General features: G+C 41.4%; 18 protein-coding genes. 1 reads left to right on the top strand and 17 read right to left on the bottom strand.

Annotated features, from left to right (window positions below; all coding sequences use genetic code 11):
• From aroB to B7708_RS08140, 4 genes are read right to left on the bottom strand one after another with little or no spacing between them, the layout of a single operon-like run.
• On the bottom strand, positions 1-1068 hold the full coding sequence (aroB, locus tag B7708_RS08155; protein WP_000702139.1) for a 3-dehydroquinate synthase: 1068 nt from the start codon (positions 1066-1068) through the stop codon (positions 1-3).
• An 18-nt stretch (positions 1069-1086) separates the two neighbouring features.
• Positions 1087-1941 carry a shikimate dehydrogenase gene (locus tag B7708_RS08150; protein ID WP_084975040.1) on the bottom strand — a complete coding sequence of 285 codons (855 nt, stop codon included), beginning with the start codon at positions 1939-1941 and terminating at the stop codon, positions 1087-1089.
• The gene (gene aroD / locus B7708_RS08145; protein ID WP_000780374.1) at positions 1931-2608 is read right to left on the bottom strand and encodes a type I 3-dehydroquinate dehydratase; all 678 of its coding nucleotides are present in this window, start codon (positions 2606-2608) and stop codon (positions 1931-1933) included. Before aroD ends, B7708_RS08150 begins: the two co-directional genes overlap by 11 nt.
• Positions 2605-3768: a class I SAM-dependent rRNA methyltransferase gene (locus tag B7708_RS08140; RefSeq protein WP_084975038.1), complete on the bottom strand. Its 1164-nt coding sequence runs from the start codon at positions 3766-3768 to the stop codon at positions 2605-2607. The genes aroD and B7708_RS08140 overlap by 4 nt, the downstream gene beginning before the upstream one ends.
• Positions 3769-4040: 272 nt before the next feature.
• On the opposite strand from B7708_RS08140, the gene B7708_RS08135 reads away from it, so the two are divergent.
• Entirely contained in the window at positions 4041-5489 is a 1449-nt protein-coding gene (locus tag B7708_RS08135; protein ID WP_001181035.1) for an alpha-amylase, read from the top strand.
• A gap of 87 nt (positions 5490-5576) precedes the next feature.
• On the opposite strand, the gene alaS is transcribed toward B7708_RS08135, so the two are convergent.
• The 13 genes from alaS to B7708_RS08070 form a co-directional block, all read right to left on the bottom strand.
• Positions 5577-8195, bottom strand: coding sequence for an alanine--tRNA ligase (alaS, locus tag B7708_RS08130; protein WP_000811720.1), 2619 nt, complete (start codon positions 8193-8195; stop codon positions 5577-5579).
• A gap of 21 nt (positions 8196-8216) precedes the next feature.
• Complete coding sequence (locus tag B7708_RS08125; RefSeq protein WP_084926055.1) at positions 8217-8702, bottom strand: LURP-one-related/scramblase family protein; 486 nt, start codon at positions 8700-8702, stop codon at positions 8217-8219.
• 300 nt (positions 8703-9002) lie between these two features.
• Positions 9003-10292 (bottom strand): type III-A CRISPR-associated CARF protein Csm6, encoded by a 1290-nt coding sequence (gene csm6 / locus B7708_RS08120; protein ID WP_193431747.1) that lies wholly within the window; start codon positions 10290-10292, stop codon positions 9003-9005.
• Positions 10289-11350, bottom strand: a complete 1062-nt coding sequence (csm5, locus tag B7708_RS08115) for a type III-A CRISPR-associated RAMP protein Csm5 (RefSeq protein WP_084975036.1) — start codon at positions 11348-11350, stop codon at positions 10289-10291. Before csm5 ends, csm6 begins: the two co-directional genes overlap by 4 nt.
• The gene (gene csm4, locus B7708_RS08110; RefSeq protein WP_084975034.1) at positions 11347-12252 is read right to left on the bottom strand and encodes a type III-A CRISPR-associated RAMP protein Csm4; all 906 of its coding nucleotides are present in this window, start codon (positions 12250-12252) and stop codon (positions 11347-11349) included. The genes csm5 and csm4 overlap by 4 nt, the downstream gene beginning before the upstream one ends.
• A 1-nt stretch (position 12253) precedes the next feature.
• Entirely contained in the window at positions 12254-12916 is a 663-nt protein-coding gene (csm3, locus tag B7708_RS08105; protein WP_084975032.1) for a type III-A CRISPR-associated RAMP protein Csm3, read from the bottom strand.
• Positions 12916-13296 (bottom strand): type III-A CRISPR-associated protein Csm2, encoded by a 381-nt coding sequence (gene csm2, locus B7708_RS08100; protein WP_084975030.1) that lies wholly within the window; start codon positions 13294-13296, stop codon positions 12916-12918. The genes csm3 and csm2 overlap by 1 nt, the downstream gene beginning before the upstream one ends.
• Entirely contained in the window at positions 13297-15534 is a 2238-nt protein-coding gene (gene cas10, locus B7708_RS08095) for a type III-A CRISPR-associated protein Cas10/Csm1 (protein WP_084975028.1), read from the bottom strand.
• Positions 15515-16246 carry a CRISPR-associated endoribonuclease Cas6 gene (gene cas6 / locus B7708_RS08090; protein ID WP_084975026.1) on the bottom strand — a complete coding sequence of 244 codons (732 nt, stop codon included), beginning with the start codon at positions 16244-16246 and terminating at the stop codon, positions 15515-15517. Before cas6 ends, cas10 begins: the two co-directional genes overlap by 20 nt.
• A gap of 2168 nt (positions 16247-18414) precedes the next feature.
• Complete coding sequence (locus tag B7708_RS08085; RefSeq protein WP_084975024.1) at positions 18415-19485, bottom strand: ABC transporter substrate-binding protein; 1071 nt, start codon at positions 19483-19485, stop codon at positions 18415-18417.
• Positions 19482-20255 (bottom strand): ABC transporter permease, encoded by a 774-nt coding sequence (locus B7708_RS08080; protein WP_038806008.1) that lies wholly within the window; start codon positions 20253-20255, stop codon positions 19482-19484. Before B7708_RS08080 ends, B7708_RS08085 begins: the two co-directional genes overlap by 4 nt.
• A complete protein-coding gene (locus B7708_RS08075) occupies positions 20252-21058 on the bottom strand; it encodes an ABC transporter permease (RefSeq protein WP_000754120.1) in 807 nt (268 codons plus the stop codon). The genes B7708_RS08080 and B7708_RS08075 overlap by 4 nt, the downstream gene beginning before the upstream one ends.
• Positions 21039-22196 carry an ABC transporter ATP-binding protein gene (locus tag B7708_RS08070; protein WP_084975022.1) on the bottom strand — a complete coding sequence of 386 codons (1158 nt, stop codon included), beginning with the start codon at positions 22194-22196 and terminating at the stop codon, positions 21039-21041. The genes B7708_RS08075 and B7708_RS08070 overlap by 20 nt, the downstream gene beginning before the upstream one ends.
• Between the last annotated feature and the right edge of the window lie 26 nt (positions 22197-22222).

Below are 22222 nucleotides of genomic sequence, written 5' to 3'. Positions count from 1 at the left end.
TTATTTTACCAAGTAGTCTTTCATCTCTTCCAGAGAAACTGGGTGAATGGTCGCTGAACCAAGCTCTGGCACCAAGACCAATTTCAAGGTGTTGCCACGCGCTTTCTTGTCATGAGTCAAAGCCTGATAAAGCTTGTCAACATCCCATTTTTCATAGTCAACAGGTAAGCCAAATTTCTGACACATCTCTGTAATGGACTGAGTTATGCCAGCTGGCATAAGGCCTTTTTCCTCAGCAACCTTGGCAATCTGTACCATTCCCATAGCCACAGCCTCACCATGCATGACCTTGCCGTAACCAGCTGTTGCTTCAATGGCGTGGCCAATAGTGTGTCCAAAGTTGAGGTAAAGCCGAACACCATTGTCCAACTCATCTTCGACCACCATCTTGCGCTTCACCTGACAAGAATGTTCAATCAAGGTCTCTGCATGTTCCAGAACGCTCTCAACAGAGCCATCCAGTTCTGTTAAGAGAGCCCACAGTTCTGGATCCTCAATCAAGCCGTACTTGATAACCTCACCCATCCCTTCAATCAACTCTCTTTTCCCGAGTGTTTCAAGGACAAGCGGGTCAATCAGAACCCCATCTGGTTGGGCAAAAGTTCCCACCATATTTTTAGCAAATGGAGTATTGACCCCCGTCTTTCCACCGATAGAAGAATCAACCTGAGCAGTCAAACTAGTCGGAATCTGAACAAAGTGAATGCCCCGCATATAGGTAGAGGCCACAAAACCAGCCAGGTCTCCAACGACACCACCACCAAGAGCCACGATCCCATCGCTACGAGTCAAACCTTGCTTAACTAGAAATTCATAGACCTTCTGAACAGTGGTTAAATTTTTTCGTTCTTCGCCTTCTAAAAAGTCAAAAACAGCTACCTGAAAACCAGCATCTTCTAGGCTGAGTTTAACCTTCTCTGCATAGAGAGAAGCTACATGGTTGTCGGTTACAATGACCACTTTTTGAGGTTGCCAGAGTTCTCGCAACCATTGACCAGCCTGGGCCAGACAACCTTTTTCAATCTGAATATCATAAGGATGATGCGGAATATCGATTCTGATTTTCATAGTAGGGTCTCCTTTTCACTATTTATATTTTTCTGTTAAGGACTGCCAAATCTCGTCTGTCGGCATTTCTTTACCTGTCCACAGTTGAAAAGCTTCTGCAGCTTGATAGAGTAACATTCCAAGACCATTAACGGCTGGATTGCCCTGACTTCTAGCCCATTTCAAAAATGGCGTCTCAAAAGGTTGGTAAATGATATCTGCGACCAGGAGAGCCTCTGGCAAATTGATAATTTCAGGAACTGGCGACGACTGACCATCCATGCCCACACTGGTAGCATTGACTAATAAGTCCGACTCGGCAATCCTTGATTGCAGTTCAGAAACATCTTCTAAAGCATACAAGTCCACTTTAAATCCTGTTTGCTCCTGCAACTTGGCTAGGTAAGGTCTTGTTTTTTCCATAGAAACTGAACGCACAAAGACTGAAATCTGACTGACCCCGTCCAAAATGGCTTGTGCCAAGATTGATTTGGCCGCTCCACCTGCGCCCAGAATGGTCATTTTCTTATCCGAGATTGCAAAAGAAGGCAAGCTCTTAAAAAATCCCTTGCCATCTGTATTATATCCAATTAACGTTCCGTCTTGATTGACAACTGTGTTGACCGCCCCAATCAAACGAGCCTCATCACTCAACTCATCCAGATAAGGAATCACTTGCTCCTTGTAAGGCATGGAGAGGTTGATGCCAAACATCTGGTAACGGCGAATATTGGCTACTGTTTCTGCCAAGTCACCCGCTTCAATCTCCCAAGCCATATAGACACCATTGGTAGCTGTCGCCTCAAAGGCCCTATTGTGGATGAAGGGTGAAATAGAGTGTTTGATGGGATTGGCAACAACTGCAGCTAAACGTGTATAGCCATCAAGCTTCATCCAAAATCTCCCTGATTTTTTTCATACTTGATAGAGAAATCTGACCCGGTGCACTGGCCGCATCCATGCTAGCAAAAGACCAGCTAGAACCTGTCACATCTGAAGTGATACGCGAAACCTTACCAATTTTCCCCATGGAAATAGTCACGTACTCTTGCTCAGGATTGAGTGTCTTGAAACCTCGCGTATAATTCATCAGATCCAAAACATCCTGAGCTGTATTTGCCATTACTGATACCTTCACTACTTTTGGAGTCAAGCTGGTCAATTCAGACAAGATTTCCATCATGTTTTCAGGTGTTTCCTGGAAATTGTGATAACTCAAGACCAGATTTGGAAAATCCAACATTTCCTCAAAAACATCCTTGTGGCTGAAATACTCAAAATCCACATAGTCTGGTTGGTAGAGTTGGGTCACTTCCTTGATGATTTGAACATACTCTTCTGAGGAAAGTTCGATTTCTCCTCCCTCAGCGCGAGTCCGAAGGGTAAAGACAAGTTCGCGTCCTGCAAATTTCTCAAAGATAGCGGGTGCTACCTGTAAAATAGCGTCTTTTGCAAGAAAGTCCGCACGCCACTCGATGATATCGGCATCTTCATACCTAGTGGCATCCAGTTCTTGCGCTTCTTCTAAACTTCTTGGCATTACTGAAACGACTAATTTCATCTACTAACCTTCATACTAATCACCTTGAGGTAATTACTGCTTTCATCTTTTTTATTATAGACAAAGTCTGCTGGAAGGCCATATTGGTTTAAGATCTGATATTTTCTTCCTGCAAAACCTTTATCAATTTGTTCTGTAAATTTCTGGCGGGAAACATTGGCAGCATTAGTACTGGCAATGATAATACCTCCAGGATTTAAAATTTCTAGACTCTGGGAAATCAACTTGTGATAGTCCTTCGCCACAGAAAATGTTTGTTTTTTATTGCGGGCAAAGCTTGGCGGATCTAGGACAATCACATCATAGGTCAAGCCTTTTCGCTTGGCATACTTGAAGTACTCAAAGACATCCATGACGATAAAACGATGATTGTCCGTGCTGAGTCCATTTGCCTGAAAATGAGCTTCTGACAACTCTCTGGACCGTTTGGCCAAGTCGACAGAAGTTGTCTCACTCGCGCCTCCCATAGCTGCAGCAACAGAAAAGGCAGCCGTATAGGAAAACATATTGAGCAAGGATTTGCCCATTGCAAGACCGTCAACCAGACTCCCACGAACCTCATGCTGGTCTAGGAAAATCCCTGTCATCAAGCCATCATTCATAAAGACTTGATAGAGCAGGCCATTCTCAAGAACAGTAAAGTAGTCTGGCGCTTCCTCACCATAAACATAGGCAGACTCGTAGTCTAGACCTTTAAAACGAATCTTCTCATAAGCCCCCAAGACCTCAGGAAAAACTTCCTTAAAAGCCTTAACTATCAGCTCACGAATCTGGTAAACAAAGGAGTTGTACCAAGAAAAGACAGCATAATCTTCATAGAGATCAACAGTCAGACCGCCAAAGCCATCCCCCTCTTGGTTAAAAAGGCGAAAGGCAGTAGTCAAGTCATCCTGATAATAAGGCTTTCTAACTTCCTTGGCCTTACGAAACAGAGCTTCAAAAAAGATTTGGTTAAAGCTAACCTTTTCCTTACTGACCATCCAGCCGATGCCTTTGTTCTGCTGAGAAAGATAGGCACTCCCTAAAAACTTCCCGTCTTGACTAAGAACTTCTACTGCCTGATCCGTCAGATCAATATCTGTTAAATCACTTGCTTCCAAAAGAACTAGACCCTTAGCTAGCTTTTTTTCAACACGTTTGCTGACCCTAATTCTATTCATAGCTACTATTATAGCAAATTTTATGACAATTCTCAAAAAAGAAACCGTTTGTCCATATGTACTTTAGTTTACTAAGTGTCATTTTTGTTCAAATATGTTTATTCCATTTACTTTTTCACCAAAATATCCTTTCCCTTGTGATGGAAAGAGAGATTCTATTCGCTAAAAATAGACAATTTCAGAAATGAGTATAGAATCTTGCGCAAACGTTTGCCTAGTTCTAAACTTTATGGTAGAATAAAACACAACATTGATAAGCAAGAGGAAAAACAATGCAAAATCAGACACTTATGCAATACTTTGAGTGGTATCTGCCCCACGACGGCCAACACTGGACGCGATTGGCAGATGACGCAGAACACCTAGCAAATCTTGGTATCAGTCATGTCTGGATGCCACCTGCCTTCAAGGCAACCAATGAAAAAGATGTTGGCTATGGCGTTTATGATCTTTTTGACCTAGGTGAATTTAACCAAAAAGGGACTGTCCGCACCAAGTATGGGTTTAAAGAAGACTATCTTCAAACGATTCAGACTCTCAAGGAGCATGGAATCCAGCCTATGGCTGATGTGGTGCTCAATCACAAGGCCGCTGCTGATCATATGGAAGCCTTTCAGGTTATTGAAGTGGACCCTGAGGATCGTACCGTTCAACTAAGCGAGCCCTTTACTATCAATGGCTGGACTCACTTTACTTTCGATGGTCGCCAAGATACCTACAATGACTTCCACTGGCACTGGTACCATTTTACAGGGACAGACTACGATGCCAAACGCCGTAAATCTGGCATTTACCTGATTCAAGGGGACAATAAAGGTTGGGCAAACGAAGAATTGGTCGATAATGAAAACGGAAACTACGACTATCTTATGTATGCCGACCTAGACTTTAAGCACCCTGAAGTCATCCAAAACATCTATGACTGGGCTGACTGGTTCATGGAAACGACTGGTGTGGCGGGATTCCGCTTGGATGCCGTTAAACACATCGACTCCTTCTTTATGGGCAATTTCATCCGTGATATGAAGGAAAAATACGGCGAAGATTTCTACGTTTTTGGGGAATTTTGGAATCCAGATAAGGAAGCCAATCTAGACTATCTCGAGAAAACAGAGGAACGTTTTGACCTTGTCGATGTTCGCCTCCACCAAAACCTCTTTGAAGCTAGTCGGGCTGGAGCAAGTTACGACCTTCGTAGTATTTTTACCGATAGCTTGGTTGAACTCAAGCCTGACAAGGCTGTAACCTTTGTCGACAACCACGATACCCAACGTGGTCAAGCCCTTGAGTCTACTGTTGAAGAATGGTTCAAACCAGCCGCCTATGCCCTTATTCTATTACGCCAAGATGGGCTTCCATGTGTCTTTTACGGAGACTATTACGGCATTTCGGGGCAGTATGCTCAAGAAGATTTCAGAGAAGTTCTTGACCGTCTCCTAGCCATCCGGAAAAACTTGGCCTATGGAGAGCAAACAGACTACTTTGATGATGCCAACTGTATTGGATGGGTACGTTCAGGTGCTGAAAATCAATCTCCAATCGCAGTCTTGATTTCAAATGATCAAGAAAACAGCAAGTCTATGTTTGTTGGTCAAGAATGGGCTGACCAAACCTTTGTTGACCTCCTTGAAAATCATCCAGCACAAGTTACGATCAATGCTGAAGGTTATGGAGAATTTCCAGTAGCAGCAGGTTCAGTCAGTGTCTGGGCAGCAAAATAAACCTATCAGTTATAAGTCAAATCCAAGCGGATTTGGCTTTTTTGCAATCACAAAAAGACCTATCCTAATGGATAGATCTTTAATGTCTTATAATTTACCTGCTACTGCCTCCAAGAGTTCTTGGATTTTCGCTTGATTGCTTCCTCCTGCCATGGCCATGTCTGGTTTACCACCACCACGTCCATTGACGATTGGTGCCAATTCTTTGACAAGGTTTCCTGCATGAAGGTCTTTAGTCTTGCTAGCTACGAGGACATTAACTTTGTCGCCGATAGCTGCAACTAGGACAAGCAAGTCAGAGTAGTCTTTTTGTTTCCAGTTGTCCGCAAAGGTACGAAGGGCACCTGCATCTGATACAGAAACTTGGCTTGCAATGTAACGGTAGCCGTTGACTTCCTTAACGTCCTTGAAGACATCACCTGCAGCTGCGGCTGCAGCTTTTTCTTTCAACTCTGCATTTTCTTTTTGGAGTTGACGGAGCTGCTCTTGAAGACCTTCTACCTTATGAGGAACTTCCTTGAGTTGTGGTGCTTTCAAAGTAGCTGCAATGGCTTTGAGAGCATCTTCTTGCTCACGGTAGGCTTCAAAGGCTTCCTTGCCAGTCACGGCCAAGATACGGCGAGTTCCTGAGCCAATCCCTTCTTCTTTGACGATCTTGAAGAGGCCAATCTCAGAAGTATTACCAACGTGGGTACCACCACAAAGCTCGATAGAGTAGTCACCGATGGTTACAACTCGGACTTCTTTACCGTATTTCTCACCAAAGAGGGCCATAGCTCCCATTTCTTTAGCAGTGTCAATATCCGTTTCAACAGTCTTAACTTCAAGAGCTTCCCAGATTTTCTCGTTGACTTGCTGTTCAATCGCACGAAGTTCTTCAACAGTTACTGCTTGGAAGTGAGTGAAGTCAAAGCGAAGGAATTCTACTTCGTTAAGGGAACCTGCCTGAGTTGCATGTCTGCCAAGGATATTGTGAAGGGCCGCATGGAGCAAGTGAGTCGCAGTGTGGTTTTTCATGACACGAAGACGACGGTCGGTATCGATTTCCAAAGTATATTCTGCATTCAAAGCAAGCGGTGCAAGAACTTCAACAGTATGAAGTGGCTGGCCATTTGGTGCTTTTTGAACATCTGTCACAGTAGCTACGACATTTCCAGCAGCGTCCAAGATTTGTCCATGGTCTGCAACCTGTCCACCCATTTCAGCGTAGAATGGAGTCTCTGCAAAGATTAGAGAGGCAGTTCCTTCTGAAACAGCTTCTACTTCAGCGTTTTCAGCTACGATAGCCACCAACTTAGAAGGCAATTGGCTGGCATTGTAGTTGAAGACACTTTCCACTGTAATGTTTTGGAGGGTTTCATTTTGCATCCCCATTGAGCCACCCTTGACGGCTGACGCACGCGCACGTTCTTGCTGCTCCTTCATGGCTGCTTCAAAACCTTCACGGTCCACTGTCATACCAGCTTCTTCAGCGATTTCTTCTGTCAATTCCACTGGGAATCCGTATGTATCATAGAGTTTGAAGACATCTTGACCAGCAATGACAGATTGACCTTTTTCCTTCAAGTCTGCTACGATACCTTGGGCAAAGTGTTGACCTGAGTGAAGGGTACGAGCAAAGGATTCTTCCTCGCTCTTCACGATTTTCTCGATAAAGTCACGTTTTTCAAGCACTTCTGGGTAGTAGCTTTCCATAATCTTTCCAACAGTTGGAACGAGCTTGTAAAGGAAAGGCTCGTTGATGCCCAATTTTTGACCGTGCATAGAAGCACGACGGAGAAGACGGCGAAGAACATAACCACGGCCTTCATTTCCTGGAAGAGCTCCATCACCGATGGCAAATGAAAGGGAACGGATGTGGTCAGCGATGACCTTAAAGCTCATGTTGTCGCCATCTTGGTCATAAACCTTACCAGACAATTTCTCAACTTCACGAATGATTGGCATGAAGAGGTCTGTTTCAAAGTTTGTCTTAGCCCCTTGGATAACGGCCACCAAACGCTCCAAACCTGCGCCCGTATCAATGTTCTTGTGTGGCAATTCCTTGTACTCACTACGAGGAACAGCAGGGTCTGCGTTAAATTGTGACAAAACGATGTTCCAGATTTCGATGTAACGATCGTTTTCGATATCTTCTGCAAGCAAACGAACACCGATATTTTCTGGATCAAAGGCTTCTCCACGGTCAAAGAAGATCTCAGTATCTGGTCCAGAAGGTCCCGCACCGATTTCCCAGAAATTGTCTTCGATTGGGATCAAGTGGCTTGGATCCACTCCTACTTCAATCCAGCGGTTGTAAGAATCTTTATCGTCTGGATAGTAAGTCATGTAGAGTTTTTCAGCTGGGAAGTCAAACCATTCTGGGCTTGTCAAAAGCTCATAAGCCCAAGTGATAGCTTCATCACGGAAGTAATCCCCGATAGAGAAGTTCCCCAACATTTCAAACATAGTATGGTGACGCGCAGTCTTCCCTACGTTTTCAATATCGTTAGTACGGATAGCTTTCTGCGCATTGGTGATACGCGGATTTTCAGGTTTGATAGTTCCGTCAAAGTACTTCTTAAGAGTGGCTACCCCAGAGTTGATCCACAAAAGAGTTGGGTCGTTTACAGGAACCAAGCTAACTGATGGTTCTACAGAGTGGCCTTTGCTTGCCCAGAAATCTAGCCACATTTGGCGAACTTGAGCACTAGATAGTTGTTTCATATTGTCTCCTTATTTACTTGTTTAATTTGATTGGCTTTCCAGCATTTCCACATAGTCAATCGCGACACAAAGGGAAATGACCAGATCTGCATAAGAGTCTTCATAGACGGTTACGGTGTAGGTTGAGGTCAAATGGAAAATCTCTTTCCGAATCTCGGCGACAAGCTGATCACAATCATCCAGCAATTTGAAATTTAAATCCCAGATATTGCCCTCAATACGAAGTCCCAGATTATCAAACTCATACTTATCCCGCCAGAAGGTCAACTTCTTACGAATGACGAAATTTGAACCGTTTCGTAGCTGAATAGTAAAGCGAGGAAGTAAGGTGAAAAATTCTTTACTAATCTCACTAACTTGTTCACCATCGGCATCATAGATGGTAAAGGTCTTAGGGATTTGGAAGAAAGAACCCTCCACCTGATAGTTCACTACTCCTCTATCATCCTTGATATCAAAGCGTTCGCCCCCAAGACGAAACTTTTGTTTCACGAGAAATGTCTTCATAAACACCTCCAAAAATCAAAAGACAAGCTCACATCACGAAGGGCGAAAAACCGCGGTACCACCTTCATTCAATGAACTTGTCATTCTCTTATTCTTATGCAATTGTCTGATTGAGTAGCATGACTTCCTACCTTAGATGGCTCGCAGCACCGCCATTTCTCTGGACTAAGATGATTGAAAATCAATTCTCAACTCTCTTATTATATCGTTTTTTTAAGTTTGCGTCAACTGGAAAAACAAGGACTCATAATCTCATGAAATGTTTCACCAGAAAGGTAGACTTATCAATAAAGGTATGCATTATTGACGAAGTAAGTCAAGCATTTCATTATTAAGTGCTTGATAACAAAAGAAATAGCTATCATCAATCTCGAATGTATCTTGTAAAATAAAGCGCAAGGTATCTATTGTCTGTTGCAATTTCTTAGAATTGACTAGTTTACTATCAATCTCTGACAAACCATGTGCCACCTTATTTCTCTCATTGTTTAAAAAAATGATAACTCTAAGTGACTTAATTAATTCAGGACTATATTTGTAATACTCTAAAATTTTAGTGTATATAATTAGATTTAGAGTTGTTGTAGGAGAAAAGTCTTCTTTTTTGCCTTCATTTTCATTCTGTGCTTTTTTATAATCACTATCTAAATAACCGATAACTTTTTCAAAATCTTGATGTTCTTTGTTTAGTTTAGGTAACTTATTTTTATATGTTATTAGATTCGGATGGTTCCTTTTTATTCTATCTTCTAATATAAATTCGACTAATGATTTTGACTTAATCAAAACATCTGCTACTTGACCTCGTTTGTTTAAAATCTCAATCATCAAAAAATAATTAAGGGCTTTTTTCTCAACCTCTGAAAGTGGATATTTCTGAATTTCTGAAAGAACTTCTTGTTTTTTAAAAACATTTACTAAGTCGGTTAGAATGATTCTTAAACGAGCTAACTGCTTATTTGAAAGCAGCCCCTTCGAATCTCTCCGGATAACAATCTTTTCAACAGCTAAATAATCATATGACTCTATCAAACTTCTTAAATGACGTTTAACTAAAGAATGATTGAACTTCTCCGCTATATCCATGATACATCTGTTTTCATAATTATCCTGATTATCTTCATTATTTTTAAACAGATTATCTTCCTCTTCCTTGGAGAGTATTTTTTGGGGATTGTTAGATGAATTACTAGGAGTGGTAACTTGAATTGCCTTCGTATTATAGTCATCAATTCGGTTTATAGCGAATAGAGCTGATTTTATCTGAGGAGTACCAGAAGATAGATTTAGAATTAATTCCTCCCCTAATTTAGAATACTCTTTTATAATTTTTCCTATGACTTCATACATTTTATCATACAAATAAACCTCATCATTCCTTAAGATTTGCTCATGAATTTTCACATCAGGTTTATAGTCTTTAAATGAAAAAAGGGCTCTCTCAATAAGAGTTTTTTTAACTAACATTTCCTCACTATAGAGTAAGATGATTCTTTCTGGTTTATATTTTCGAGTTATGTGCATTAAGGCTGAATCTCTGTTCTTACTGATAGGATCTGTGTTACCTACTGCTGAAATTAAAATTGTCATTTAGTAAACTCCTTAATCATAAAGTTTGCCTTGCCCATCTCATAGAAGGATTCATCATTTATTATCAGTTTACGAGTTGCTTGTGTTGTTTTAACACTTTTCCTTGGTGCTTTTGTTAGTTTCAACACTCCCTTACCAACCATCTTGGTCTTCATTCGACTATACCGTTTTTGTAAGATTCCATCCGCTTGTTGAAACAAGGTTTTTGTCCAAGCTCCACTTCCCGCTCCCAAATAGATAGGATATTGAATATTTGGCTGAATTTTATTTTCAGGAAAATCTTTGAGGAAAAAAATCTTATAGTCATTATAAAATTCAAATGCTTTCTCACCAAGTTTCTCAATTAATTCCCCCGCCTCCTTTGTAGTTGTGGTAATTTTAAAATTAATTATTTTGCCAGGAGTTAAAGCTTCCCTGTATAAAGGAAGAGGCTTGGCAAGGGAGGTCTTGGCTGAACAATCCCATTTTTGAACTAAAATAAGACTCTCATTACTAAATGGTTTGCTATCACTAACACGAATAGCGTTAAACAAGTCATCATAGTTCTGACCTTTTTTTGCTCCCCAAGGAATCAAAGATTTGTTTTCCTTTTTATCTTTCACAACATTTTCATTGTTCCAGTCAGGATTGGTATTCATCAAGATAGTCCGAATAGCTCCCTTTAATGAACTTCCAGGAATATACGGATTTCCAAAAGCATCTCTCATAAACTTTGATACTTGATTTAATGCGCCTCCTCTTAATTGTTTATTATCTGTTTCTAACTCAGTTTCAAAAATTCTATAGCCACCAAAGTTACGGTCAGAAATACGGTTATCCAGTAAAAAGGAAATCAAGCGATTATTTCTGGCGCTTGGCTTTGTCTCTTGTAAAAACCGTTCAAACTTCTGGTCATAACCTTTCTCCACCATTCGATTATAAAACTTACCCATATCTGGGAAATAAAAGTAGCCATTTTCATAGATAAATTCTCGAGAAGTATATTTCTCACCATTCCCAATATGGATAGGAGCCATGGCTAGGAGGCTAAATTGAAAGGTTCTATATTCTGTTCTCATCTTTCTCCCTCCATCTTGAAAAATAGTGGTTTAGCATAGTTTAATACTTCATGTGGGAAATCTAGAGGCCTTACATCCACAATCTGTCCTGTAAATGTTTCAGAGAAAGTAGATCCAGAAGCAAACTTATATAAATCCTGCTTTCGGTAATTTTCATTAGTTTCTGTACTAAAAGCAAAACCACTTGATTTACTTAATAAATAAGAACCAGTTTCCATAGCATGTTCAAGTTCCTTTTCAATTGGTAAAGAAGTTGTTAAGGTCATTACTGTTCCTTGATGGACCTTGGTAAGGCGATTTTTTAAACCATCAGGTAGGTCTGTAATGGTCAAATCAAATTGCCCATAGCCACTGGAGCGTTTCCCACCAATTCCTGTATACTGCAAGCTTGTCATGAGTTCATTTAAGAGCTCAGATTCGTTTCCGATCACGTAAAGTGAAGAATCATCTCTAAATCTAACAGTAGAAACTTGATAAAGAGCCCCATCAACGTGAGGTTGGTTTTTAGTGACGATGTTTGTTTGTGCATGCTCTGCGTCTTCAAAAAGCGTTCCTTTTACATAAGAATCAAATTTATCCAAGGGTATAAACTGAAGTTTCTTTGCCATCTTAGCTTGACGTCTTACTTCTTTGACATCCGTTGTTAAGTCAGGCTTATCAAACTTTGGAAATCCTATCGGCTTAGGTAAAAATGGACCTGACTGATAAGGAAAGGCGTCAGTCAAAACAAATTCATCTTGAACTGCTAATGATACAAATTCCTCCATTTTACCCATTTTTTTTGCTTCAATAGCTAAGGCTGAAAACAATCTGTCCGCTGTAAAAGTCATTTTAGAACTATCCAGAGTTCCTGCTCCGAAGTGAGCAGTATGGAAGTTCATAATATACATTTTATAGGTCATATTAGACCTCCGTAGTTAAAAGTTCATTCAATTTACTAACATCATAGTTTCCGAAAACTGTATTTGCTTTAAGATTCTCAAAAACAACTTTACCATAACCACGAGAACCTGAACCACCTAAATAATCAAGTTCCAACAGCTTTAATCCATCAAGAATTACTTTGAAGTCTTCTTCTACTTGAGCTTGACTCTTGTCTGTAACCTCATAGATCAACTCAAATCCAAAGATACTGTCTCGAATAGCACGTTCAATTTGTCTTGGATTTGCTTCAGCAGTGATACGATCAATAGTATTTTCAAACTTAACTTCAGTATAACCTTTGACAGCTCGTGAATCTAAATCTTTTTTGTTAGTTAGAAAGGCATCTCTAAAGATGAGTCTTCCTACTTTATAGTTTTTGTCTGAACTATTCCCAAAGAGACGACTAATAATTTCCCCATCGTCTCCTGGTTTTTCTGCTAATTTAGTATTATATACTTTTGCCAGCAGTGTACGCATTTTTCCTTTGATACTTGAACCAGGAATAATGGGTAAGTTAGTAATAGGATCCTTGATTACAGGCGAATCAGTAGCCCCAATTGCCGCAAAAGCATTGCTTGTCCCAATATGAAGTCCTGTCTCTAGACGGATTTGTGCTGTTACTTGAATTTTTGCAAGTGTCATTAATCTTTTCCTCCATAAAATTTAAAATAAGCTACTAGCGCTTCCATATAGCGACAAAAACGTTGGAGACTTTCCCTACTATTAATTTCTTTTAAAATTGGTAGAATCTCACCTTTTTGAACTAAGTCCAGGACTGCCTCTTCACGTCCTGATTGATAGACGAATTGGACTCTCAAATAGGCAATCTTATCCTTCAATTCTTCGTAATCGCGGACCTTACTTTCATCAAAGAGGGTACTCGTTAAACTCAATAAGTTTCGTAGTTTACTCATGGATAGAACATCTGAATTTCTATTTTTAAAATTACGCTTATCAGTTACTAAATTTTTAATGGTTTTTTCTGCCTTATCTACGTAATTATCATCTGTTAAAATTGCCATCTATGAATCCTTTCTAATCTCATAAATATATAGAAGTAAAGCTATCTCTGCTTCCTTACGTTCATTATCGCTACCTGTATACCAAGAAAAGAATAAATCTTTAAACTCTTTAAACTCTTCTTTTTTATCCTTAGAAGTTTGATCCTCTAAGCGCGTCAAATAATAGGCTAATCGAGCAATATTCATACGATCGTAGTTACGAAGGAGCTCAATCAGTCTGTATACAAAACTCTTTCCTCGCTCATCTTGAATATTAAAGTAGTAACGAATGCTCTTCAGTTTCCCATTATAGACATTGTCAATAAACTGGTCGAACTTCAAGGTATAATTTTTTTCAAAAAGGGAAATACTATCCTTGTCGTTATCCTTTGCTGCTCCTTCTAGCTTACCAGTTTCTTCAGCCATCAGGCTAACCGGAGTTTTATCTGGAAAGAGGCCGATCCCTGCTGATAGGGTTAATTTACCATTTGTCCACTTGATAAAGTTTTGTCGGAGACAAATAGTAAACTCAATAATATCCTGCCAAGAACCGATAGCAAATACATCATCTCCACCGGCATAAATGATTGATAGTTTTTTCTCTTTGGCAAACTGGTTGATATAGACCTTAAAGAAGAGACTCATACTTCTAGAGAAGGTTGCCGAGCGTGCCAGAGTATTATACTTGCCACTATCTTGATAAGAGAATCCAGCCATAAAGGCTGCTCCTAGGTCATCTACATCTAGTCGAACAACTGCCAGACGCTTAATACCTTGACCAGACTCCTGAGATAGTTTAGCATACTCGTAAATCTCATCATACTTGTAATCTCCGACAAAGACATGAGTTGCTTTTAGCATATCTGTGCTATAACTATTCTTGACATAAACACGGTCCCACTCTTCTTTATCAAGATTGGCTTTGGAAATACCCCTAATATAGGCTCCTGGACCTATCGGCAGGCCTTTTTCTTTTGTCACAATATAGTAGTTTTCTTGTATTTCCTTGGCAAAGCGATACATTCCTGCACAGATATGGCAGACTTCTTGATCTTTATGCTTGGTAAGCTTTTCGACTGAGTGGCAAATAGCACATTCTCTCTGGGAACTTTTTCCTCCTTGGTTGAGTTCAAGGAGAGTTTTTGCATCATAACGAGAAATTTTCTTTTGGGAAATCATCCGACTAGTTGTTTGATAGACTTTTCGATAGTCGGCCAGTGTCGTTGTCATATCATTGGCAGAAAACGGACTCCAACCAAATGCTACGTACAAACCTGTCTGGAAATGCTTGACCAAAAACTGATTAAATTCTGCTTCAAAGCTAGCCAAGGTTTCTCTAGTTTTTTCGGTGTTTGGAAGGATAAAGTAGGCGTGCCCTCCACCGACGTAGAGTAGATTAGCCCTTGTCAGCTCTAACTTCTCCAGTAAGCTGTCAGCGATATGTTCCCCCATAAAATCTAGATACAAGGAACGTGCTTTTAGTTGCTTGGTTGCACCAGCTGTTGCGATATTGTAGATAAAGTCCTGAATCCCTGACAGGTCAAAACTTGCTAATAAAAAGGCTTTTTCGCTATAAAAAGCTTCTAAATCTTGCCCTAGTATCTTCTCATAGTCACGACAATTCTTATCTGCTAAATAGTCCTCTATAGCTAGGGCAAACCCAGCTGTCAGACGACTGTAGGTTGCTAGAGAAATATCTGATAATCCCTTGGTTCTTGTCGAAACAGGTACATAGGAAAGAGTAGACTCAAGGAGATTCAAAAGGGCATCTATCTCAGATTGGCTAAAGTCCAATCTCTCAAACTCTTTTTCTAAGGTCTCTACTATCAAGTCATAGTTTGACTGGTCAGACGGCTCACTCAATTCCTTGGCATAGTTTGGCTCCCCGTCAAGCTCTAATAGCCGTGAATCAAGATAACGCAGACTAGGGATATCTGAAAAAACATTAAAGATATCCGATTGTTTACTTAGGAAATCTTCTTTCCCTTGATGAGTGTCTGCTACCCCTTTTAGACCTGAAGCAATCTTTGCCGCAGCTGACGTGATATAGACCAAACTATCAGGAGCTAAATTCGGCGGCAAATCATTAGAAGTCGCCTTGGCTATCTGCTGAGCTATTTTTTCATTATCCGAAAAGCGTTTAAACCATTCGGACCCAATGGTACCTAGGTCTTTCTCATCATACCTGGAACCTTGAATCACCTTGCCGATAGCGTGCAAAAGCGATCCATAAACTAAATCAATCTTTTCTTTCTTCAAGTTCTATACCTCCCATCCCTAAGCTAGTTTTCATACCGAGACCTGAGTACTCCCCAAATTTTAGAAGCATATTGGCATATGCTTTCAGGGTATTTGGACCTGTAATCTTAAAGGTCAGTCTCCCCCTGAAACCAGGAATTTTTTTGCCATGGATTTTAAAATAGCTGGACTCCAATCGATAGCTGCTAATCCTACTATGCTTGACCAAGTAGTCCAGGGTTTCCTCTTCGATGTCCTGACGATTCTCGACCAGACGTGCATACTTCATCATCAAACTCTGAAAGATGAGACGCATGGTCGGAAAGAGCACGTACTCTCCCTGGGAGCGAAATCCTGTTGGAGTTTGAAAATGGATAGTGTAGAGTGACCGATCTTGGTTTTCATTAAAGAACTCAAAGAGTTGCTCCGAACTGAGATCTTGCATGGATAAAGACTCCACCATGAGAGTCGGTAAATCATGAAGTTCTACTTTCTTGAGCTCCAAGAGAACAGGCAAAATCTGCTTGACAGCCTCATCCGCCAGGAGATGAAGGGACCATAGGGTCTTGTCCTTTTGATGGATGATTTTTAGTGAGTAGGGGTTGGTCTCCTGCTCATGTAGCCAAGTCACATAGTCTGGTTCCAACTTTTCCATGAGAAAACCTTGGAATTTTGTCGATAGGTCGCTCGGTGATTGGTCTATCCGCTTAAATGATATATCGATGCGTTTCATATGCCTCCTTTATTGATACAATTGCGCTTTTGGTTTCTCATGAGCGCTTTTTTCTTTTACTTTTGGAATCCTTTGCCCTTATGAAACTGTCCCCTCTCGAGGTAGATAGGTAGCTATACAAAACAATGAAAATTAAAGGACTTATCCCCGCAGCGTTTCCGGCCCCTCTTGAGGTAGATAGGTAGCTATACAGTAGAGCAGTCACTGAAAGAGCTCATTATCTCAATGTTTCCGGCCCCTCGCGAGGGAGATAGGTATCTATATGAAACCAGTTTCGAACATTGACCTATTGAACTCTATCCGTTTCCGGCCCCTCGCGAGGTAGTTAGGTTCTTATACAGATGTTTTCTATCAAGTGAAGGCGTTCCTAAGTAGGTTTCCGGCCCCTCGCGAGGTTGATAGGTAGCTATAAGCAACAGTCTGAAGGCTATACCTACAAGGAGCAATCACTGTTTCCGGCCCCTCGCGAGGTAGATAGGTATCTATACAAACGATTCATCGCAATCTGGATTGTTCTATCTGCGTTTCCGACCCCTCGCGGGGCGAATAGATTGTTCTACACGAAATATGGCACTTACAGATACACATGTACTTGGTGCATTTCCGGCCCCTTGCGAGGTTGATAGGTATATATACACATGTATATAAAGCCTAAAAACAAGATAAAAGAAGAAGTTCCGTCCTCTCTCGAGGTAGATAGGTAGCTATACTAACTTTCAGGGACTCTTTAAAAATCCTTAATTTGTTTCCGGTCCCTCTCGAGGTAGATAGGTAGCTATACCCGGCTGGTGGTGGGAGGAGTCAGATGGCTCTTATCCGTTTCCGGCCCCTCGCGAGGTAGATAAGTTCCTATACGTTCGATTGCGAAGGTATTGAGATTGAGGAGGTGGAGTCGTTTCCGACCTCTAGCGAGGTAGAGTAGGTAGCTATACACTCGACGTTTGCACATGGAAAACGATTTCGCAGAACAGTTTCCGGCCCCTCTCGAGGTAGATAGGTATCTATACTAATTAAATCATAAAGAGAAAGAGAGAAATTAAAATGTGTTTCCGGCCCCTTCGCGAGGTAGATAGGTAGCTATATACCTGGGAAGATTTGTTTGAACAAAATGGTTTACCACGGTTTCCGGCCCCTCTCGAGGTAGATAGGTGTCTATACAGTCAATGAACAAGGATACAAAGTTCTTGATCCACATATTGTTCCGTCCCCTCGCGAGGTTGATAGGTAGCTATACCCAGGCCAGAACCCAGGTGAAAACCCAGGCCAGAACCCAGGCCAGAATCCGTTTCCGGCCCCTCCCGAGGTAGATAGGTAGCTATACAGTTGCAATTTCTGGCTCACCAAAATTTTTAGTCGAGTTTCCGGCCCCTCTCGAGGTAGATAGGGAGCTATACTGGCTTGGTATAAAAAAATGAAAAAGATTTATTCATTTCTGTTTCCGGCCCCTCGCGAGGTAGATAGGGAGCTATACGGTAAAACCGGAAATTACTCAATGCATATAGAATCAAAACAGTTTCCGGCCCCTCTCGAGGTAGATAGGTAGCTATACACTATGGATGACTTTGTTGCAGCTACAAGTGTTGTCAAGTTTCTGTCCCCTCTCTAGGTAGATAGGGATCTATACGTCATTTGAAAACATCTACAAAATCAACGTCTTCGGATTTCCGACCCCTCGCGAGGTTGATAGGTATCTATACTGAATGCTGCTGAGGAATATGGTGCTATACCAGAACAGTTTTCGGCCCCTCGCGAGGTAGATAGGTAGCTATACCGAAGTTTACTCTAATCCTGTTACGAACTACACACCGTTTCCGGCCCCTCTCGAAAGTAGATAGGTAGCTATACAAAAAACTTATCCTGATTTTATAAAAATGCTTATTGTGTTTCCGACCCCTCGCGAGGTAGATAGGTATCTATACACCATATCTTGTATGTGAACCTATAACAAGCACTAGATATAATCTATTGGAAACTACTATTAGTATACCATATTTTGAAAGAGTTTTCATTTCTGAATACCAAATTAATCACATACCTTTTTTATTCCTCCTAAATGTATAAAGGATACTATTTTATCATTAAAATTCCTTTTGTCAACCCCAAATATAAATTTTTTTAATACAAAAAACGAACCAGCGTCAACTGATTCGTTTCCTTACGTTTTACTTCTACTTCCGATACATTTTGAATTGAAGGAAGAGGTCGCTGTATTTTCCTGTCCATTTATGGTCAAACTTCTCATAAACTTCCAGGTTTTTCATGGTATCAGCGTCTGGATAGAAGGACTTGTCTTCTTTGGTCTCCTCTGGGAGCAGTTCCTTAGCCGTGTTATTTGGTGTTGCATAGCCGACATATTCTGCATTTTTCAGAGCATTTTCGGGTTTCAACATAAAGTTAATAAAGGCATAGGCTGCATCTTGGTTTTTCACGGTTTTTGGAATGACCATGTTGTCAAACCAAAGGTTGCTGGCTTCTGTCGGAACGACATACTTGAGGTTAGGATTTTTCTCCAGCATCTGGCTGGCTTCTCCTGAGAAGGTCACCCCGATAGCCGCATTGTTTTGAATCATGTAACCCTTCATCTCGTCCGCCACGATGGCCTTGATATTTGGAGTCAGTTTGTAGAGTTTGTCTACCGTTTCTTCCAACTGCTGAGGATCCTTTGAGTTGAGGCTGTAACCGAGCGAGTTAAGTCCGAGTCCCAGCACCTCACGTGCTCCATCAAAGAGCATGATAGAGTTCTTATACTCTGGTTTCCAGAGGTCATCCCAATGCTCAGGTGCTTCTTCCACCATGGTTTCATTGTAGACAATTCCCAAGGTACCCCAAAAATATGGGATAGAGTACTGATTATTTGGGTCAAAAGACTGATTTAAAAATTCAGACCCGATATGTTCGATCCCCTCAATCTTAGAATAATCAAGTGGAACCAAAAGGTCTTCGTCCTTCATCTTGTTAATCATGTACTCACTTGGGATGGCAATATCGTAGGTCGTTCCACCCTGCTTGATCTTAGTATACATGGCTTCGTTAGAGTCAAAGGTCTCGTACTGGACTTGGATCCCTGTTTCTTCTGTGAATTGCTCCAAGAGTTCGGGATCAATGTAGTCTCCCCAGTTGTAGATAACCAATTTTTGACTATCTCGACTGTTGATTTTACTATCTAGATGATGAGCAACTCCCCACAAGACAAGGATAATCGCTGCAATTCCTGCTAAAAATGAATAGAGTTTTTTCATGCTTGCTCCTCCTTCTCACGTGAGATAAAATAATAACCTACAACTAGGATAATACTAAAGAGAAAGACGAGGGCAGACAAGGCATTGATTTCTAACGAAATCCCCTTGCGAGCACGAGAGTAAATCTCGACTGACAGGGTTGAAAAGCCATTTCCCGTTACAAAGAAGGTCACGGCAAAGTCATCCAGCGAATAGGTAAAGGCCATGAAATAACCTGCAATGATAGACGGTGTCAGGTACGGAAGCATGATTTCCTTGAACATCTGAAATTGACTGGCACCAAGGTCATAAGCCGCATGAATCATATCCCCATTCATCTCTTTCAATCGTGGCAAAACCATGAGCACTACGATTGGAATCGAGAAGGCCACGTGACTAGATAGAACTGTCAAAAAGCCAAGTGAAAACTTAAGCTGGGTAAAGAGGATCAAGAAGCTGGCACCAATCATAACATCAGGCGCAACCATGAGGATATTATTGAGTGATAGAAAGGCTTCTTGGTATTTCTTACGAGACTGGTAGATATAGATGGCACCGAAAGTCCCGATAATGGTCGCTATCAAGGCTGATAAAAAGGCCAAGAAGAAGGTCTGGGTGAGGATCAACATGAGACGACCATCACCAAACATGGTTTTAAAATGGCTCAAGCTAAAACCAGTAAAGCTATTCATATCATCACCAGCATTAAAGGCATAGCCAATCAAGTAAAAAATTGGCAAATAAAGGATGATAAAGACAAAGGCTAGGTAGAGATTGGCAAATTTTTTCATCGTTCTCTCCTTTCCTTAGTCACCCACATGGTGATGAACATAGTCAGGATGAGGATCACACCAATGGTAGAACCCATACCGTAGTTGTCATTGGTCAGGAAGTTCTGCTCAATGGCCGTTCCCAGCGTGATAACGCGGTTCCCACCAATCAAACGTGTCAGCATGAAAAGACTCAAACTTGGGATAAAGACTGATTGGACACCACTTCTTACCCCGTTCATAGAAAGGGGAAAAATGACATGGCGGAAGGTCTCCCACTTGGTCGCACCGAGGTCATAGCTGGCATTGATAAGATTGTTATCCATATCGTCCAAGACATTGAAAATCGGCAAAATCATAAAGGGAAGCTCGATGTAGCTTGCGACAAAGATAAAGGAGAAATCGGTAAAGAGCAACTGCTGCGAACCGATTCCGATAAATTCCAAGAATTGGTTAATAGAGCCATTTTGACCAAAAATCCCGATAAAGGCATAGGCCTTGAGGAGCAGGTTAATCCATGTCGGTAGGATAATCAGCATAAGCCAGAGCTGACGGTGCTTGAGACGGGTCAAAAAGAGGGCCGTTGGATAGCTGATAAGCAGCGTCACCATGGTCACAATCCCCGCATAGAGCACAGAGTTGAAGCTCATTTTGAGATAGGTCAGATTTTGTGACGCAAAGTAGGATTTATAGTTTTCTAAACTAAACTGGCCTTCGATGTTGAAAAAGGATTGTCCAAAAATCAAGACCAAGGGTGCGAGGACAAAGAGTGCAATCCAAAGCATATAGGGCACTACAAAGAGTTTAGAGGTTGTTTTCTTCATCTCTTTCCTCCTCGATCGCGTTAATCAGACCTGCTTCTTGCTCTTCGATTTCTACGTACTCCTCGATACGAGCATCGAATTCTTCTTCGGTTTCGTTGAGACGCATGATGTGGATATCTTCTGGTTCAAAGTCCAGACCAATTTCCTCACCCACAATGGCCTTACGAGTCGAGTGAATCATCCATTCATTTCCGAGTTCGTCATAGGCGATAATCTCGTAGTGAACCCCACGGAAAAGCTGGGTATCAACTTTAACTTGGAGCTTACCTTCTTCAGGAAGGGTAATGCGCAAATCCTCTGGACGAATGACAACCTCAACTGGCTCATTTGGCTTCATCCCCCCGTCGACCGCTTCAAAGCGTTTGCCATTGAACTCGACCAAGTAGTCCTCAATCATGTTTCCTGGCAAGATGTTGGACTCACCGATAAAGGTGGCAACAAAGTGGTTGATCGGCTCATCGTAGATGTCCACAGGCGTTCCAGACTGAACAATCTCGCCATCATTCATAACAAAAATCCAGTCACTCATGGCCAGGGCTTCCTCCTGATCGTGAGTGACAAAGACAAAGGTAATCCCCAATCGTTGTTGCAATTCACGCAGTTCATACTGCATGTCTGTTCGTAATTTCAAATCCAGCGCTGACAAGGGCTCATCCAGCAAGACCACACGGGGTTGATTGATGATGGCACGGGCAATGGCCACACGCTGACGTTGTCCTCCAGAAAGTTTACGGATGGAACGCTTCTCATAACCTTCCAACTGAACCATCTTGAGAACTTCCGCTACACGCTGCTCAATTTCTTTCTTGTCAATTTTACGCAAGCGGAGCGGAAAGGCAACATTTTCAAACACATTCATATGTGGAAACAAGGCATAGGATTGGAAGACGGTATGAACGTCTCGTTTATTGGTTGGGATATCATTGATACGGACACCGTCCAGCAAAATATCTCCTGTCGTCGCATCCAGTAGACCTGCAATGATGTTCAGAATAGTTGATTTTCCTGAACCAGATGCGCCTAAAAGGGTGTAAAATTTCCCTTCTTCCAACTCAAAGTTGATGTCTTTGAGAACCTTGGTGTTGCTATCTTCAAAAACTTTAGAGACGTTTTTGAATTCGATAATTGGTTTTTTCAATTGGCATAAATTCCTTCTTTTTCATA

This window comes from Streptococcus oralis subsp. dentisani, assembly GCF_002096615.1.
Classification (GTDB): Bacteria; Bacillota; Bacilli; order Lactobacillales; family Streptococcaceae; genus Streptococcus; species Streptococcus oralis_U.
This window is presented reverse-complemented; position numbering and strand designations above follow the sequence as displayed.

Bases quoted from the DNA above. Each gene is read 5' to 3' on its own strand.
- B7708_RS08150 (WP_084975040.1), bottom strand. From the start codon at position 1,941: ATGAAGCTTGATGGCTATACACGTTTAGCTGCAGTTGTTGCCAATCCC.
- B7708_RS08075 (WP_000754120.1), bottom strand. From the start codon at position 21,058: ATGAAGAAAACAACCTCTAAACTCTTTGTAGTGCCCTATATGCTTTGG.
- csm4 (WP_084975034.1), bottom strand. From the start codon at position 12,252: ATGACCTATAAAATGTATATTATGAACTTCCATACTGCTCACTTCGGA.
- cas6 (WP_084975026.1), bottom strand. From the start codon at position 16,246: ATGAAACGCATCGATATATCATTTAAGCGGATAGACCAATCACCGAGC.
- B7708_RS08125 (WP_084926055.1), bottom strand. From the start codon at position 8,702: ATGAAGACATTTCTCGTGAAACAAAAGTTTCGTCTTGGGGGCGAACGC.
- B7708_RS08085 (WP_084975024.1), bottom strand. From the start codon at position 19,485: ATGAAAAAACTCTATTCATTTTTAGCAGGAATTGCAGCGATTATCCTT.
- csm6 (WP_193431747.1), bottom strand. From the start codon at position 10,292: ATGACAATTTTAATTTCAGCAGTAGGTAACACAGATCCTATCAGTAAG.
- B7708_RS08080 (WP_038806008.1), bottom strand. From the start codon at position 20,255: ATGAAAAAATTTGCCAATCTCTACCTAGCCTTTGTCTTTATCATCCTT.
- aroD (WP_000780374.1), bottom strand. From the start codon at position 2,608: ATGAAATTAGTCGTTTCAGTAATGCCAAGAAGTTTAGAAGAAGCGCAA.
- csm2 (WP_084975030.1), bottom strand. From the start codon at position 13,296: ATGGCAATTTTAACAGATGATAATTACGTAGATAAGGCAGAAAAAACC.
- B7708_RS08135 (WP_001181035.1), top strand. From the start codon at position 4,041: ATGCAAAATCAGACACTTATGCAATACTTTGAGTGGTATCTGCCCCAC.
- alaS (WP_000811720.1), bottom strand. From the start codon at position 8,195: ATGAAACAACTATCTAGTGCTCAAGTTCGCCAAATGTGGCTAGATTTC.
- B7708_RS08140 (WP_084975038.1), bottom strand. From the start codon at position 3,768: ATGAATAGAATTAGGGTCAGCAAACGTGTTGAAAAAAAGCTAGCTAAG.
- csm5 (WP_084975036.1), bottom strand. From the start codon at position 11,350: ATGAGAACAGAATATAGAACCTTTCAATTTAGCCTCCTAGCCATGGCT.
- csm3 (WP_084975032.1), bottom strand. From the start codon at position 12,916: ATGACACTTGCAAAAATTCAAGTAACAGCACAAATCCGTCTAGAGACA.
- aroB (WP_000702139.1), bottom strand. From the start codon at position 1,068: ATGAAAATCAGAATCGATATTCCGCATCATCCTTATGATATTCAGATT.